General features: G+C 61.5%; 11 protein-coding genes. 6 read left to right on the top strand and 5 right to left on the bottom strand.

The window, feature by feature from the left end:
* Together M6689_RS09890 and M6689_RS09885 are read left to right on the top strand one after the other, a co-directional pair.
* On the top strand, positions 1-864 hold the full coding sequence (locus M6689_RS09890; protein ID WP_298270948.1) for a YgcG family protein: 864 nt from the start codon (positions 1-3) through the stop codon (positions 862-864).
* A 19-nt stretch (positions 865-883) separates the two neighbouring features.
* Positions 884-1,531, top strand: a complete 648-nt coding sequence (locus tag M6689_RS09885; protein WP_298270986.1) for a hypothetical protein — start codon at positions 884-886, stop codon at positions 1,529-1,531.
* 17 nt (positions 1,532-1,548) lie between these two features.
* Here M6689_RS09885 and M6689_RS09880 read toward each other — a convergent pair whose 3' ends face one another.
* The 5 genes from M6689_RS09880 to M6689_RS09860 all read right to left on the bottom strand — a co-directional run bounded on the left by M6689_RS09880 (position 1,549) and on the right by M6689_RS09860 (position 8,304).
* Positions 1,549-3,099 (bottom strand): DHA2 family efflux MFS transporter permease subunit, encoded by a 1,551-nt coding sequence (locus tag M6689_RS09880; RefSeq protein ID WP_298270946.1) that lies wholly within the window; start codon positions 3,097-3,099, stop codon positions 1,549-1,551.
* A gap of 23 nt (positions 3,100-3,122) precedes the next feature.
* Positions 3,123-4,247, bottom strand: coding sequence for an HlyD family secretion protein (locus tag M6689_RS09875; protein WP_298270944.1), 1,125 nt, complete (start codon positions 4,245-4,247; stop codon positions 3,123-3,125).
* A 2-nt stretch (positions 4,248-4,249) separates the two neighbouring features.
* Positions 4,250-5,521: a TolC family protein gene (locus M6689_RS09870; RefSeq protein WP_298270941.1), complete on the bottom strand. Its 1,272-nt coding sequence runs from the start codon at positions 5,519-5,521 to the stop codon at positions 4,250-4,252.
* Entirely contained in the window at positions 5,518-5,949 is a 432-nt protein-coding gene (locus M6689_RS09865) for a MarR family transcriptional regulator (RefSeq protein WP_298270939.1), read from the bottom strand. The genes M6689_RS09870 and M6689_RS09865 overlap by 4 nt, the downstream gene beginning before the upstream one ends.
* A gap of 147 nt (positions 5,950-6,096) precedes the next feature.
* Positions 6,097-8,304 (bottom strand): transglycosylase SLT domain-containing protein, encoded by a 2,208-nt coding sequence (locus tag M6689_RS09860; RefSeq protein WP_298270937.1) that lies wholly within the window; start codon positions 8,302-8,304, stop codon positions 6,097-6,099.
* Between the two features lie 258 nt (positions 8,305-8,562).
* On the opposite strand from M6689_RS09860, the gene rnr reads away from it, so the two are divergent.
* The 4 genes from rnr (at position 8,563) to M6689_RS09840 (ending at position 13,751) form a co-directional block, all read left to right on the top strand.
* Positions 8,563-10,836 carry a ribonuclease R gene (gene rnr / locus M6689_RS09855; RefSeq protein WP_298270934.1) on the top strand — a complete coding sequence of 758 codons (2,274 nt, stop codon included), beginning with the start codon at positions 8,563-8,565 and terminating at the stop codon, positions 10,834-10,836.
* A 71-nt stretch (positions 10,837-10,907) separates the two neighbouring features.
* Positions 10,908-11,765: a twin-arginine translocase subunit TatC gene (gene tatC / locus M6689_RS09850; protein ID WP_298270931.1), complete on the top strand. Its 858-nt coding sequence runs from the start codon at positions 10,908-10,910 to the stop codon at positions 11,763-11,765.
* A 10-nt stretch (positions 11,766-11,775) separates the two neighbouring features.
* Positions 11,776-12,744 carry a bifunctional riboflavin kinase/FAD synthetase gene (locus M6689_RS09845; protein ID WP_298270928.1) on the top strand — a complete coding sequence of 323 codons (969 nt, stop codon included), beginning with the start codon at positions 11,776-11,778 and terminating at the stop codon, positions 12,742-12,744.
* Positions 12,745-12,749: 5 nt separating this feature from the next.
* Positions 12,750-13,751 carry a lysylphosphatidylglycerol synthase transmembrane domain-containing protein gene (locus M6689_RS09840; protein ID WP_366949742.1) on the top strand — a complete coding sequence of 334 codons (1,002 nt, stop codon included), beginning with the start codon at positions 12,750-12,752 and terminating at the stop codon, positions 13,749-13,751.
* Positions 13,752-13,858 lie beyond the last annotated feature (107 nt).

Genomic DNA, 13,858 nt, shown 5'->3' with positions numbered 1-13,858 from the left:
ATGAAGAGATTCCTCCTTGCCATACTCCTGTTGTGCCTCCTTCCAGGCGTTGCTGCGGCGCTTGACGTCCCCCCGCTGAAGGGATATGTCAACGATTACGCCGCGTTGATTTCGGGAGAGACCGCCCAGCGGCTCGAACAGAGTCTTGCCGCGTTTGAGAGAAGCGATTCCACCCAAATTGTCATCCTCACGGTTCCTTCCCTTGAGGGAGATGATCTGGAAAGCTTTTCCATCAGGGTGGCAGAGGCGTGGAAGATCGGTCAACGAGGGAAGGACAACGGCGTAATCCTTCTTGTCGCGAAGGCTGAGCGGAAGGTGCGGATCGAGGTGGGGCGGGGGCTCGAAGGTAAACTGACCGACCTTGTCTCGGGGCGGATCGTGAGAGGGGAAATCACCCCGCGGTTCAAACGGGGAGATTTTGACGGTGGAGTGGTTGCCGGCGTGTCGGCAATCATGGCGACGGTCCGGGGTGAATATGCCGCCACCCCTCGGGACCTCCGGCACGGGAAAAAGAGCGCCCCTCCGCTCATCGGGCTGCTGATTTTCCTCGGGGTCGCCTGTGTCTTTTTCGGGGCCATCTCCCGCATACTGGGGGCCCTGGCAGGAACTGTCGGCCTGCCGGTTGTGGCACTTCTCACGTTTCCCGGGCTTGGGCTCGCGGTACTGGCAGTGCTGGCGGTTGCCGGCTTTCTGCTTGGCCTCTTCTTTGTGGCTCTTTTCGGTGGCGGCGGAAGGGGCGGCGGGATGTTCTGGGGAGGTCCCCCCTTTGGGGGAGGATTCGGTGGCGGGTGGTCTTCTGGGGGGGGCGGATTCTCCGGCGGCGGCGGCGATTTCGGTGGTGGTGGCGCTTCGGGCGACTGGTAGTTACGGCAAAGGACGGAACGTGCAACGGGCGGAAACCTTTTTCTCACCCGCGGAGCGGGAACAGATCAGGAAGGCGGTGGCATCGGCGGAAGCGACCACTTCCGGCGAAATTGCCACGATGGTCGTCGAGTCGAGCGATAGCTATCGCGAGGCCCAGACCCTCGGTGCGGTCCTGCTGGCGGGGTTTGTGGCGGTCGTGGTTGCGGTCGCCTTTCACCATGTCACGATCTGGTCCTACATCCCCCTGGTCTTTGGGCTCTATTTCCCGGCCCTGCTTCTCTTTCGGGCGTTTCCGCGCCTGAAGCTCTCTTTCGTCGGCCGCCGTCGTCTCCATGAAGCCGTCAGGGAGAGGGCGTTCAGGGCCTTTTACGAAAAGGGACTCTACCGGACGCGCGAAGAAACCGGGATCCTGATTTTCATTTCATTGCTGGAGCGAAAGGTCTGGATACTCGGCGACCGTGGGATCAACGAAAAGATAGCGCCGAATTTCTGGGGGGAGATAGCCGGCACCCTTGCGGGGGGACTTCGCGAAGGGAAGGGGGGGGAGACCCTCTGTGGCGCCGTTGCCGCCTGCGGTGCCGAACTTTCCCGGCATTTCCCCCGCAGGCCTGACGATATCAATGAACTTCAGGACGAGATTCTCGCTTCGGACCTCTCTTCCGACTGATCGTCCGCCCCCTTTCGTCAGTGCATGCCCGGGCCTGCTCCGAGCTTCGGTCTTCGCAGCAGCAGGAGGAGGGGGATGACCCCGAGGAACGTGAGCCCGACGATCCAGAAGATGTGGTTGTAGGCCAGCATTCCCGCCTGACGCCGAACGATGCCGTAGAGGGCCGCCAATGTCTTGGTTTCGGCGGTCGCACCGTCGACCCCCCGCATGATCATCGCCTGCTTCATCACCCCGATCCGTTCGCGCGCGAGCGGATCGAACGCACTGACGTTGCCGACGAGGACGTTCTGGTAAAATTGGGCATAGCGTGCCAGGAGGGTTGCAGCCACGGCGATCCCGACGCTTCCTCCGATGTTTCGCAGAAGATTGAACATCCCGGTGGCATTTCCCATTTCTTCCCGCGGAATCGAGGCGAGGGTCACGGTGGTGAGGGGGACGAAGAGCATGGCAAGCCCCACGCCGAGAATGACCCGCGGCCAGACGAAATCCCAGTAGGAAGCCTCAAGCGTGAAGCGCTGCATCAGAAACATCGAGGCGGCCCCGATCAACAACCCCGCCAGAACCACCTTCCGACCGTCGTACTTCGAAATTATCACCCCCACAAACGGCATCGTGATCAGGGTCGCAAGCCCCCCTGGGGCAAGGACCATTCCGGCCAGGGTCGCATCGTACCCCATGAGCGTCTGCAGGAAGAGGGGGATCAGCATGATGGAACTGTAGAGGCAAAAGCCGATCATGAACATCACGAAGTTGCCGGCCGAAAAGGAGAGATCCTTGAAAAGTCGGAGGTTGATGATCGGGTGTTCGTGTTTCAGTTCCACGTAAACCAGCGCCAGAAGCGTGACGGCAGAGAGGACCGAACAGGCGACGATGAAGGAGGAGTTGAACCAGTCGTCCTGTTGCCCCTTGTCGAGGACGATCTGGAGCGCACCGAGCCCCACCGTGAGGAGGGCCAGCCCCCACCAGTCGATGGCGGCCCGGGCCCGGCGCAGGTAGGGAGGGTCGAAGATGAAGTAGGTCGCCATGATCACGGCGATGATGCCGATGGGGATGTTGATGTAAAAGATCCAGCGCCAGTTCAGGTTGTCGGTGATCCAGCCGCCGAGGGCCGGGCCGATGATCGGGCCGAACATGGCGCCGATGCCGAAGATGGCGTTCGCCATGCCCCGTTCGTGGGGTGGAAAGGTTTCAAGGAGGATCGCCTGGCTGCTCGGGATGAGGGCACCACCCGCCGCTCCCTGGATCACGCGGAAGAGGATCAGGGTGGCGAGGTTGGGCGCAGCGCCGCAGAGAAACGATGCTGCCGTAAAGAGGGTGATGCAGGTGATGAGAAACCGCTTGCGGCCGAAAATGCGCGAGAACCAGCCGGTCATCGGCAAGACCACGGCGTTGCTGACCAGGTACGAGGTAAGCACCCAGGTAATCTCGTCGGTCCCGGCGTTGAGGCTCCCCTGCATATGGGGAAGCGCAACGTTCGCCACGGAGGTGTCGACGATCTCCATGATGGTCGGAAGCATCACCGTGATGGTGATAAGCCATTTGTTGACGACCTTGTCCGGCGCGTTCATGCAAACCTCGATGCGACCAATTGCTAGAAAGGCCAGAGACCCCGGAGTACGTCGCCGGCTTTGCGATCCACGGAGACCGTCGGCACGACGCTCATGCCTACCCGCAGCAGATGTTGCGGATCGCTGTTCCTGTCGATGGTGATTTTTACGGGTATGCGCTGGACGACCTTCACGTAGTTCCCCGTGGCGTTTTCCGGCGGGAGGAGGGAGAATGCGGCGCCGGTCCCTGCCATGATGCTGTCGACGTGACCCGAGAAGGTTCGGCCCGGGTAACTGTCGACGGTGAATTCGACCTTTTGCCCCGGCCGCATGTGGGTGAGCTGGCTTTCCTTGTAATTGGCCGTAACCCAGATATCGTCCAGCGTCACTACCGCCAGGAGCGGCTGGCCGGCCTGAACCGTATTTCCCACCTCCACCGATTTGCGCGTCACGTACCCCTCGGCGGGAGCATATATCTTTGTGTACGAGAGGTTATTGACGGTTTCTTTGAGTATCGCTTCACGCTGGGCCACCCGGGCTTCCCGGCCGCCGTTTCCCGAGAGCCCCAGTTCTGCCCGGGCTTTGTGAACCCTTTCTTCCGCCTCCGTCAGTTGGGCGGCGGCGACCAGACGGGCGGTGCGAAGGCGGTCGAGCTGCTCCTTCGGGATCACTTCCTTTGCGTAGAGGGCATCGCCGCGCTTAAGGTCCGTTTCCGCCTGCTCCAGCCGGGCGCGGGCGTTGGTTGCCGCGGCCCGTGCCACCTCGATGGCGGCGTAGTCGCTGCTCGTCTCGTTTCTGGCCATGTCGAGCGCGGCGGCCGCCTCTTTCACCTTCACGCCGTAATCGGTCGGGTCGAGCTCCACCAGAAGCTCTCCCTTCCTGACGGCCTGATTGTCCTCGACATACACCGCCACGACCGAGCCGGGCACGCGAGCCGAAACCGCATGAACGTGGGCCTCGACGAAGGCGTTGTCCGTTGAGATGTGGGTCTGGCTGCGGATGAACCAGCGGACCCCGATGACGAGGCCGACGATGATGATGACAAGGAGGATGATCCCGGCCCGTTTCCGCCCCCCGTTCCCACGGGGCTTGGGATCCTTCGGGAGCGGGGTGCCCGTGTCGGTGTCTGACTTGATATGTTCTTGCGGTGCAGACTCTTCTGTGGCCATCTTTAAAGTTCTCCCATAGCTTTTTTGACCCGTGCCGTTGCCACCTGACTGTCATAGATCGCGCGATAGAAATCGGTCTTGATCTGGGTGAGGAGTGTCTGGGCATCGAGCACGTCGGTGGCGGTTCCTACCTGTTCTTTATAGCGGTCGCGATTGATCCGCAGGTTCTCTTCCCCTTGGCGGATCGCCTCCTGGACGGTCGCGATCTGTTCCTCCGCCACCCGGGCATCGTTCAGGGCAGTCTGGATCTCGACCCTGATCTGCTCCCGCAGCAGGCGAAGATTGTCCCGCTGCTTGAGCATGCTCTCCACCGCTTCCCGGCGCCGAGAAGTGGAGGCGAACCCGTCGAAGAGATTGATTTTCAGTCCGAATACCGCCGAATAAATCGCCTGTTCCCGCACCTTGCTGTTCTCGACGTAATCGATTCCCGCCTTGACGTACAGCTCGGGAAAGAATGCGCTGCGCGCTTCGTCGACTTCCTTCTCTCCCGCGTCGACCGTTCGGGCAAGGGCGGCGATTTCCGGCCGGTTTGCCAGCGCCTTTCGTTCGGCATCCGCTGCCGTGGGAAGAACGTGCTCGGCCGGCTTCTCGGTGAGATCGGCACGAAAGGAGAGAGGGCGCCCGGTCAGGTAGTTGAGGGTCAACCAGCTATTTTCGAGGCTATTCGCTGCGGCGAGTCTTTTCTGACGGCTATCGGCGAGTTTGACCTCTGCCTGGAGGAGATCGTTGCGAGTCACAACCCCCTGCTCGTAAAGGTTTTTAGCGATACTCAGGTGATCGGTACGCTGTACGACCTCTTCCTCGGCGGCAGCCAGCAGTTTCTTTGCCTCCAGAATTCCGTAATACGCCTCGACAACCTGGAGAAAGACCTCCTTTTCCCGTGCGTCATACTCCCGCGCTGTTGCCTCCCGGAGAAGCGAGGCACGGCGGTATCGGGACGCGGTACGGCCGAAATCGTAGACGGTCTGGGTGGCGGTTAGACTAAGAAACCCGAAGTTTGCGTCCTGGGTTTCGGCGCTGATTCCCTGGATCCGGACCGCCTGGGGCGCCGCCTGGACCGTGTATCCCCCCTGGAGATCGAGGCGGGGAAGGTACCCGCTCTTGGCCTGGGTGACGGCTTCCGAGGCAATCTTGCGGTCGTGGCCCGTGACGGCGAGGGTGTAGTTGGCAGACGACGCGAGCCGGAGGCACTCCTCCAGAGTTGTGGACTCTCCCCTGGCCATTGCCGGAACGAGGAGCGCAAACAGTGCGGTCAAGCGGAGCAACTTCTTCATGGGTTACTCTCCTGGGAGCTGCGCAATTTCTTGAGAATGGCGAGAAGGGCTTCTTTCTCTGCTCCGGTGAGGGGAGCGAGAAATTTTTCGGTAACCTGTCCCGCGATTGCGCAGAGCTCGCGCTCAAGTTCCTTGCCCAGTTCCGTCAGGCAGATGCGATGCGCGCGCCGGTCGTCGGGATCGGGGAGGCGTCGCAGAAGTCCCTGGCGCTCTAACCGGTCGATGAGTCCGCTGATTGTGGTGCGGTCGATCTGCGTCTTGAGCGACAGGATAGTCTGGGACAGGCCGTCCTCCTGCCAGAGAAACGCAAGGAGGCTGAATTGCGGAGGCGTAAGCTCGTAGGGGTCGAGCTGCTCCTTGAAGATGCCGAACCCCCGCTGGTAGACCTTGGCAATCAGAAAGCCGATGCTGTTTTCGATGTCGTACATGGGAAACCTCGGCGTAAGGTGGCAATAAACAAGCTCATTATACGTATAATCAGTATGCTGTCAATATGCGCAAGCGTGTAGAATATGGGCCTTCCGTGAGTACGTTGTGACTTATTCAGGTGTGGAGTCAATCTTGATGACGGAAGGTCAGTCGGCCGGCGGCAACGGTGCGCCGCCACCCCGGCCGGCCGCGGCGAAATCGTTCGGCATACGGTCGGCGCCGGCGGCGGGAGCTGTCGGAGGCGAAACGGGCGAAGCGGGGGGGCGATAGAGACGACGGTACAGTTCCGCTCCCGCCAGCACTTTCTTTACGTATTCGCGCGTTTCGTAATAGGGGATGTTCTCGATGAATTCATCTTCGCTGCGGTAGGTGAGAGATTTGCGCCAGCGGTTCACTGCCCTTGATCCCGCATTGTAGGCGGCCACGGCGGAGACGATGTTGCCGTTGTACTGGGTGAGTAGCGACCGCAGGTGACGGATGCCGAGCGAAATGTTGAAGGCTGGCTCTTTGAGGTGCGAGGAAATGCCGTTTTGTGTCCCGTTGACGGCAAGTGCCCTGGCCGTGGCGGGCATGAGTTGCATGAGACCAACGGCCCCCACGGGGGATACGGCCCTTGGGGAGAAGCTGCTCTCAGCTTTCATGAGCGAAAAGACCAGCTCTTCGGGGACACCAAGGCTTGCTGCCGGTGCCGTCACGGCATCACGGAAAGCGCGGGGATAGAGAAGGCCCCACTGGACGAGTGTGTCGGAGGTGATCCTCCGGGGCGTTTCGGTACGGAGAAGGGCCGCCGCATAGGCGTAATCATCCATCTCCAGGCAGAGACGTGCCAGGCCGAGGAGGTTCCTTTTCCGGGCATTCCCCTTCTTCCTTGCGGCGGCGAGCTCCTTGCGCGCTTCGTCGTTGAGGCCGAAGGAAATGAGGGTCTTTATCCTTTCGTACCCCGTAGGAATCGGCAGACACTGCGCCAGGTCCGGGGCGAGGGGCGGCGACTCTCCCCCCATGCCGTATTTCTTTCGGACCTCGGACCCATAGAACGATACAGGATTCTCTTCTGTGAGAGTGGCAAAGACGAGCCGTGCCCCTTCGCTGTCGCCGGTCCCTTCCAGGGCGCGTCCGTACCAGTAGAGAGCGCGTTCGCGGTAATCCGCCGCCGGCAAGAGTGCCTTGAATCCTTCAGCCGCGCCCTTGAAGTCGCCCTGATTGTAGCGGGCCCAAGCCGCTTCCCATGTGGCACGGCGGGTCAGTCCGGGGTCGGAAGTCGTGGTGATGAGCTTTTCGAGCAGGCGCCCCTGTTCCTGGTATTGTCCCTGGAATTTGCGGATGAAGGCGGCTTCCAGAAGTGCATCGTCGGCGAGCTCGCACGGAGGGGAGGTGCCGGAAATTGCCAGATAGGCCGCCACAGCCTCTTCTTCCCGGCCGCACTTGTCGAGCGTTCTGGCGAGCCAGAACCGGATATCGGCCGCAAGCGCCGGCTTGAGCTCGTGGTCAAGGATGGATGCGAAGATCCTGGCCGCGTCTTTGTAATGCCTTGTCTTGAAGAGCGACTGGGCGGTCTTGAAGGTGATCTTCGTGACAAAATCGGCAGGCTGGCCCTGGAGCGGTATGGCCTCGAATGCCTGGCGTGCCGGCTCGTACCTCCCCAGGTTGTAGAGGGTGGTACCCCGCCGGAAAAGCTCCTCCGGGCTGTACGGTGCGACCACGATTCCCTTGCGGGCGAGACGGTTGAGGCTCTCTTCCGATTGCTTGGCAACGGGCGATGCCGGATAGTTGAGCCAGAGGTTTCTGAAGTCCTGGGCGGCTCGGGCGTCGTCCCCGAGCCCTTCGCGGCAGAGGGTGGCCTGGTAAGTGGCGGTGAGCGAGTCGGAACCGGAGGGGTAACTTTCCACAAACCCGACATACGCGGTAAGCGCTTCCCGGAAATCGTTGCGGGCGAAAAGGATGTCGCCCCGCAGCAGCCTTGCCCGGCGCAGGAGAGGGCTGTCGGGCCAGGCGGCGATGAGGGCGTTTGCGGCCTTGAGCGCCTCGTAGTAGCGGTCCGTCGCCTTAAGGGCCTCGGCCTCCCCGAGGAGCGCGTAATCGGCCAGAAGCGGAAGATCCCTTGCTGCACGCCCGAGAAGCTCGGAGGCGTCGGCCCACTGTTCGAGCCGAAGGGCCGCGATTCCTGCCATGAAGCTTTTTTCCGGGGAATCGGGGGCGGACTGGAGCGTGTCCCAGGCGCCGCGGTAGTCTTTCGTCTTCAGGCTCAGGGCTCCCTTTTGCAGTGCGGGGTCGGTAATGGGGGGGAGGCTCTTGGACGAGGCGGAAACGACAAGCGTGAGTGTCAGGACGAGGGAAAGCAAGATGCGCGACAGCATGGGGGCAAATCCTTTAAAGCTTCAGGCACCACTGGAAGCATTGTCCGGCAAGTACCTTAATTTCGTGATGAATGGGCGGACAACAAAAAGCCGGCTCCAACCACCGGCCGGCGCAACCTGCGGGGATAGTAACCGCAATCCGTGACAAAAATCAAAGGGATTTTGGCTCCTGCCCCTGCGGTATACTGATTGACAAGGGTTGAACAAAGTATGCATAGTAACGCGGGTCTGAACCCTCGCCGGCAAAGGAATCGGAAGATGAAACAGAAACGTGAGACAGTTGAGCGGTTTGTCCGTGAACAGGGGGGGATGGTTGAGTTCCGCGAGCTGATGCGCGCCTTTGGGGTTTCCAAGGCCCACCGCCTGAATTTCAAGGAGTTCGTGGACCGGCTGGTGACCGAAGGGGCGCTGGTGAAGCTCAAGGGGAACCGTTACGGGCTGGCCGGGGCGGAAGACCGCATCGTCGGCCGGCTCTCGTGCCATCGCGACGGCTATGGTTTTGTCACCCCCGAGGGGGGAGGGGACGATGTCTATATCCCGGCCCGCTCGCTTCGGGGAAATATGCACGGCGATCTGGTGGAGGTCCGCGTCGAGGTTCTCAAGGGTGGGGGGAAGAAGGAAGGGAGGATCGTCCGGACCCTTGAACGGGGCCTCAAGAAGGTTGTCGGCCGCTTCCAGGCGCTCAAGGGATTCGGGGTCCTCATCCCCGATGATACCCGCCTCACCCAGGAGATCGTCATCCCCCAGAAATGGTCGGCCGGTGCCCGAAACGGGCAGGTGGTGTCGGCCGAAATCGTGGTCTATCCCACCGAGCGCGCCAAGGCCGAGGGAAGGATCATCGAGATCCTGGGAAATCCCGAGGATCCGGAAGTCGAGGTGAGGACCATCGTTGCCAGGCACGAGCTTCCCTTCGAGTTTCCGGCCGATGTCCTGGCCGAAGCCCGTGCCGTTGCGCAGACGGTGAGCGAGTCCGAAGCGCGCCGGCGCATCGATCTGCGGGAACGGCTGACCGTGACCATCGACGGCGAGACAGCCCGCGATTTCGACGATGCCGTCTCCGTCCTGAAGGAGCGGGGTGGCAACATCCGTCTCTGGGTTTCCATTGCCGACGTTTCCCACTACGTGAGGCCCGGCTCTCCCCTTGACCGCGAAGCGTACCTGAGGGGGACCTCGGTCTACTTTCCCGACCGTTGCATCCCGATGCTGCCGGAGGAGCTCTCCAACGGCATCTGCTCGCTCAACCCCCGGGTCGAGCGTCTCACGCTCACCGCCGAGATGCTCTTCACCCGGACGGCGACGCTCAAGGAGGCTTCGTTCTATCCGAGTGTCATCAGGAGTGCCGCCCGCCTCACCTACACCACCGTCCGCAGGATTCTCGTCGACGGTGATCCCGAGGCGATCGAGGCCAACCGGCACCTCGTGGCGGATCTCACGGTGATGAAGGAGCTGGCCGAACGGCTCATGGTGAAGCGGCGCAAGCGCGGCAGCATCGATTTCGACCTTCCCGAACCCCAGATCGTGCTCGACCTCCAGGGACAGACCGAGGCGATCGTCAGGGCGGAGCGAAACCTGGCCCACCGGATCATCGAAGAGTTCATGCTGGCTGCCAACGAGGCGGTGGCCTCCCATGTGGAAGCCCGGGGCATTTCCTTTCTGTATCGGGTTCACGAACCCCCGGACCCGGCAAAGCTTGCCGACTTCCAGGAGTTCATCTTCAATTTCGGCTTTCATTTCCGCCTGGAAGAAGGAAAAGTCGACCCGGGAGAGCTCCAGCGGCTCATCGACGAAGCGGAAGGTAAGCCCGAAGAGAGGATGGTCAATGAAGTGCTGCTTCGCTGTATGAAGCAGGCGCGCTACAGTCACGAAAACCTCGGGCATTTCGGCCTGGCGGCCCGCTGCTATACCCATTTTACGTCCCCCATCCGCCGGTATCCCGACCTGGTGGTCCACCGGATTCTCAAGGCGCTGCTCGCGGGAAAGCTCACGGAGAAGGATATCGAGCGCCTTGAGTCCACTCTCCCCGAGACGGCGGAGCAGACGAGCCGGCGGGAGCGGGTGGCCATGGAGGCCGAGCGGGAGATCGTTGCCCTGAAGAAGGTCCAGTTCATGCGCGAGCGGATCGGCGAGGCCTACGACGGCTACATAACCGGCGTCTCCTCCTACGGCTTTTTCGTCGAGCTCGTGGACCTCTTCGTGGAGGGGATGGTCCACGTCTCGACCATGGGGGACGATTTTTACCGGTACGTTGAAAAGCAGCACGCCCTTGTGGGGGAGCGGAGCAGGGAGATGTACCGCATTGGCGACCGGGTGCGGGTCGTGGTCGCCGGGGCGAGCGTGGAACGAAAGCAGGTCGAGTTCGTGCTGGCTGGGCTTCACGAGGCCCGGGAGGGGGGGGAAGCGGAAGAGGAATATCCTCGCGTCCCCATCAGGGGAAAGCTGCCGAAGGGGTTCACGGAGCGGAGAAAACAGGGAGGGGGAGGCGGGCGCAAAGGCGCGCCGAAAGGGAGCGGGCGCGGCAGGAGAGGCCGGTGAAAGAGGTTGCGCACCTTCGCAGGGCTGTGCTAATGTCAAAAGGGTTTACACCAGACGTAAAGGGATTGTGAATGACTGAAGAGCCCCAGACGGTCCAGCCGTTTCTCGAACACCTCGCCGAGCTCCGCAAACGGCTCATCATCATCATCACCGCGGTCATCATCGGAATGGGATTTGCCTGGAACCTCTCCGGCAGCATCCTCAGTTTTGTCACCAAACCGCTGACCGGGCACACCTACCTTACCGACATCAAGAAGCGGGCCTACGAGGAGATCGGCAGGCGCTATCCAGCGGTTTACCGGCAACTCGACCTTGGGAAGGAGACCAGGGAGGCGCCGAAGGAGCGGATGCTCAACTATAGCGCCCCCCTGGAACCGTTCTTCGTCCAGTGCAAGATCTCGATCATCTCAGGCTTCATTCTGGCGTTGCCGATTGTTTTCTACCAGCTCTGGCTCTTCATCGCGCCGGGGTTGACGCGCAAAGAGCGCCGGATGGTGGTGCCGTTCGTCTCGGTTAGCACCGTCAGCTTCTGTGTCGGGGCTCTCTTCTTCCTCGTGATCATCTGGCCGGTCATCATCAACTTTTCACTCTCCTACGAGGCCGAAGGGCTGCGCAGCTGGTTCAACATGAGCGCATACATCAACTTCTGCCTGCGGCTCATCCTGATGTTCGGGCTGATTTTCGAGCTGCCGATCCTCATGCTGCTGCTGTCGCGCTTCGGGATCGTGACCTATGCGTTCCTGGCCCGCAACCGCCGCTATGCGCTGCTGGCCAGCTCGATTGTCGCCGCCTTCCATGCCGATCTCATCACCATGTTCGTCATCATGGCGCCGCTCTACATGATGTACGAAATCAGCATCTGGCTGGTGCTCGTCTTTGGCAGGAAGAAGCCGGCGGCGGTGCAGGAGGGCTCCGGAGAGACGGAGTGACGGGCTGACCATGCGGATATTCAGGAGCATCGACGAGATAACGGAACAGCTTCCCGGGGCCGTGGCGACCATCGGCAACTTCGATGGCGTTCATCTCGGTCATCGTGAAATTTTTCGCCGGGTTAAGCGCGATGCAGGGCTGCTCGGAGGCACATCCGTCGTCATCACGTTCATTCCCCATCCCGTCAAGGCGCTTGACCTGCAGCGGGATATGCGTCTCATCAATACCTATGCCGAGAAGGAGCTTCTCATCGAGGCTTCGGGTATCGACTGTCTGGTCACCATCCCGTTTACCCCTGGTTTTGCCGCAATAGGCGCCGAGGCGTTCGTCCGGGAGATCCTCGTCGGTCGGATCGGGATCCGCAAACTCATCATCGGCTCCGACTATGCCTTTGGGAGGCGGCGCGAAGGGGACGTGAATCTGCTTCGCAAGCTGGGAGAGCGGTTCGGGTTCGAGGTGGAGGTTCTCGAACAGATTTCCGGTGACGGCATCGTATACAGCAGCACTGCCGTGCGCCGGATGGTCGCCGAGGGGGATGTACGCGGGGTGGTCCGTCTCATCGGCCGCCATTTTTCCATCGGCGGCACGGTGGTCCACGGGCTGCACCGGGGGAAGGATCTCGGATTCCCGACGGCGAATATCTCCACGGAGAAGGAGCTGATCCCCAGGCCGGGGGTCTATGCCGTCAAGGTGAAGATTGGCGACGTCTTCTACGACGGCGCGTGCAACATCGGCAACAATCCCACCTTCGGCAACGAACGGGAGAGTATCGAGGTTTTCATCCTCGATTTCGACCGCGATATCTACGGAGAGGAGATCCGGGTCTATTTCATAGACCGGGTGCGGGACGAGTGCCGTTTCGCGGGGATCGAAGCGCTGAAGGAGGCGATCGCCCGTGACGTCGCGTCGTGCCGGGCGCTGCTGGCGGATGTCTCGATCATCGAATACCGGGAGTATCTCGGCGGGGTCATGGCGTGAGGGGCGTGTTCAGGGATCTCAGGTTCTGGCTCGGCCTGGCGGTAAGTTTCGCCCTCATATTCTTCCTGTTTCGCCACGTCGACGCCCGCCAGCTCCTGGCGGTCCTTCGCAGTGTCGACCCGGGGTATCTCTCGCTGGCGGTTTTCGCCACGTTCCTCGGCTACTTCTTCCGGGCCCTGCGCTGGAAGTATCTCGTGAAGCCCCTGAAAAAGGCCGCGTTCGGCAATCTCTTCTCGGCAACCCTCGTCGGGTACATGGCAAACAACCTGCTTCCGGCGCGTCTCGGCGAGTTTGTCAGGGCCTACGCCCTGGCGCAGCGCGAGCAGATCGACGGCAGTTCCGTCTTTGCGACGCTGGTGCTCGATCGCCTGCTGGACGGCTTCACGGTTCTGCTCCTGCTGCTCATCGCGCTGTTCGGCGTCAGGTTCCCGGCGGGTGGGGAGGCGGCCCAGAAAGGGCTCGTCGTCGGCGGGTGGGTGACTCTCGGTATTTATCTGGCGGCGATTGTCGTTCTGGTGTTTCTCAAACGGAACACCACCGGCACGCTCCGTTTCATGGAAACCTGCCTAAAACCCTTTCCGCGGCGCTTCGCCGAGCGGATCATCCCGCTCGTCGGGGCGTTCATCGGAGGGATCAGGCTGTCGACACACCCACGGGATCTTTGGGCCCTCTGCTGGACCTCCCTGGTGACATGGGGGATCGCGACGGTCACCGTAGATTTCGTCCTCCGCGCCTTCCACATTTCTCTTCCCCTTACGGCATCCGTCTTCATACTTGTCCTGCTCGTCTTTGCGGTCATGGTTCCCGCTTCCCCCGGCTTCATCGGCACGTATCACGCGGCCTGCACCTATGGCCTGCTGGCGTTCGGCGTGGAGCGCGAGATGGCTCTGAGTGTGGCGATCGTCGTCCACGCGGTGAATTTCTTCCCGGTGATCGCGGCCGGCCTTCTCTGCCTCTGGCGGGGCAGGATCACGCTCTCGGGGATTGAAGAGACGGGCATTCGCTGACGCGGTCGCCAGCCTCCTTCATTACAGGAAGTTTCAACAGTTCAACAAACGTCGCGGTCAAGATGGAGCGGCCGGTCCGCAAGGTTCGCAATACCGTGCTCCGGATG

Origin of the sequence: Geobacter sp., from assembly GCF_027327745.1 — a bacterium.
In the GTDB taxonomy this organism is placed as follows: domain Bacteria; phylum Desulfobacterota; class Desulfuromonadia; order Geobacterales; family Geobacteraceae; genus Geobacter.
Note: the sequence above shows the minus strand (reverse complement) of the source record. Positions and strands in the feature narration are given on the sequence as shown.

What these genes read in the sequence shown, in the direction of transcription:
- M6689_RS09890 (WP_298270948.1), top strand. Translation starts at nt 1, where the DNA reads ATGAAGAGATTCCTCCTTGCCATACTCCTGTTGTGCCTCCTTCCAGGC.
- M6689_RS09880 (WP_298270946.1), bottom strand. Translation starts at nt 3,099, where the DNA reads ATGAACGCGCCGGACAAGGTCGTCAACAAATGGCTTATCACCATCACG.
- M6689_RS09875 (WP_298270944.1), bottom strand. Translation starts at nt 4,247, where the DNA reads ATGGCCACAGAAGAGTCTGCACCGCAAGAACATATCAAGTCAGACACC.
- M6689_RS09870 (WP_298270941.1), bottom strand. Translation starts at nt 5,521, where the DNA reads ATGAAGAAGTTGCTCCGCTTGACCGCACTGTTTGCGCTCCTCGTTCCG.
- M6689_RS09865 (WP_298270939.1), bottom strand. Translation starts at nt 5,949, where the DNA reads ATGTACGACATCGAAAACAGCATCGGCTTTCTGATTGCCAAGGTCTAC.
- M6689_RS09860 (WP_298270937.1), bottom strand. Translation starts at nt 8,304, where the DNA reads ATGCTGTCGCGCATCTTGCTTTCCCTCGTCCTGACACTCACGCTTGTC.
- rnr (WP_298270934.1), top strand. Translation starts at nt 8,563, where the DNA reads ATGAAACAGAAACGTGAGACAGTTGAGCGGTTTGTCCGTGAACAGGGG.
- tatC (WP_298270931.1), top strand. Translation starts at nt 10,908, where the DNA reads ATGACTGAAGAGCCCCAGACGGTCCAGCCGTTTCTCGAACACCTCGCC.
- M6689_RS09845 (WP_298270928.1), top strand. Translation starts at nt 11,776, where the DNA reads ATGCGGATATTCAGGAGCATCGACGAGATAACGGAACAGCTTCCCGGG.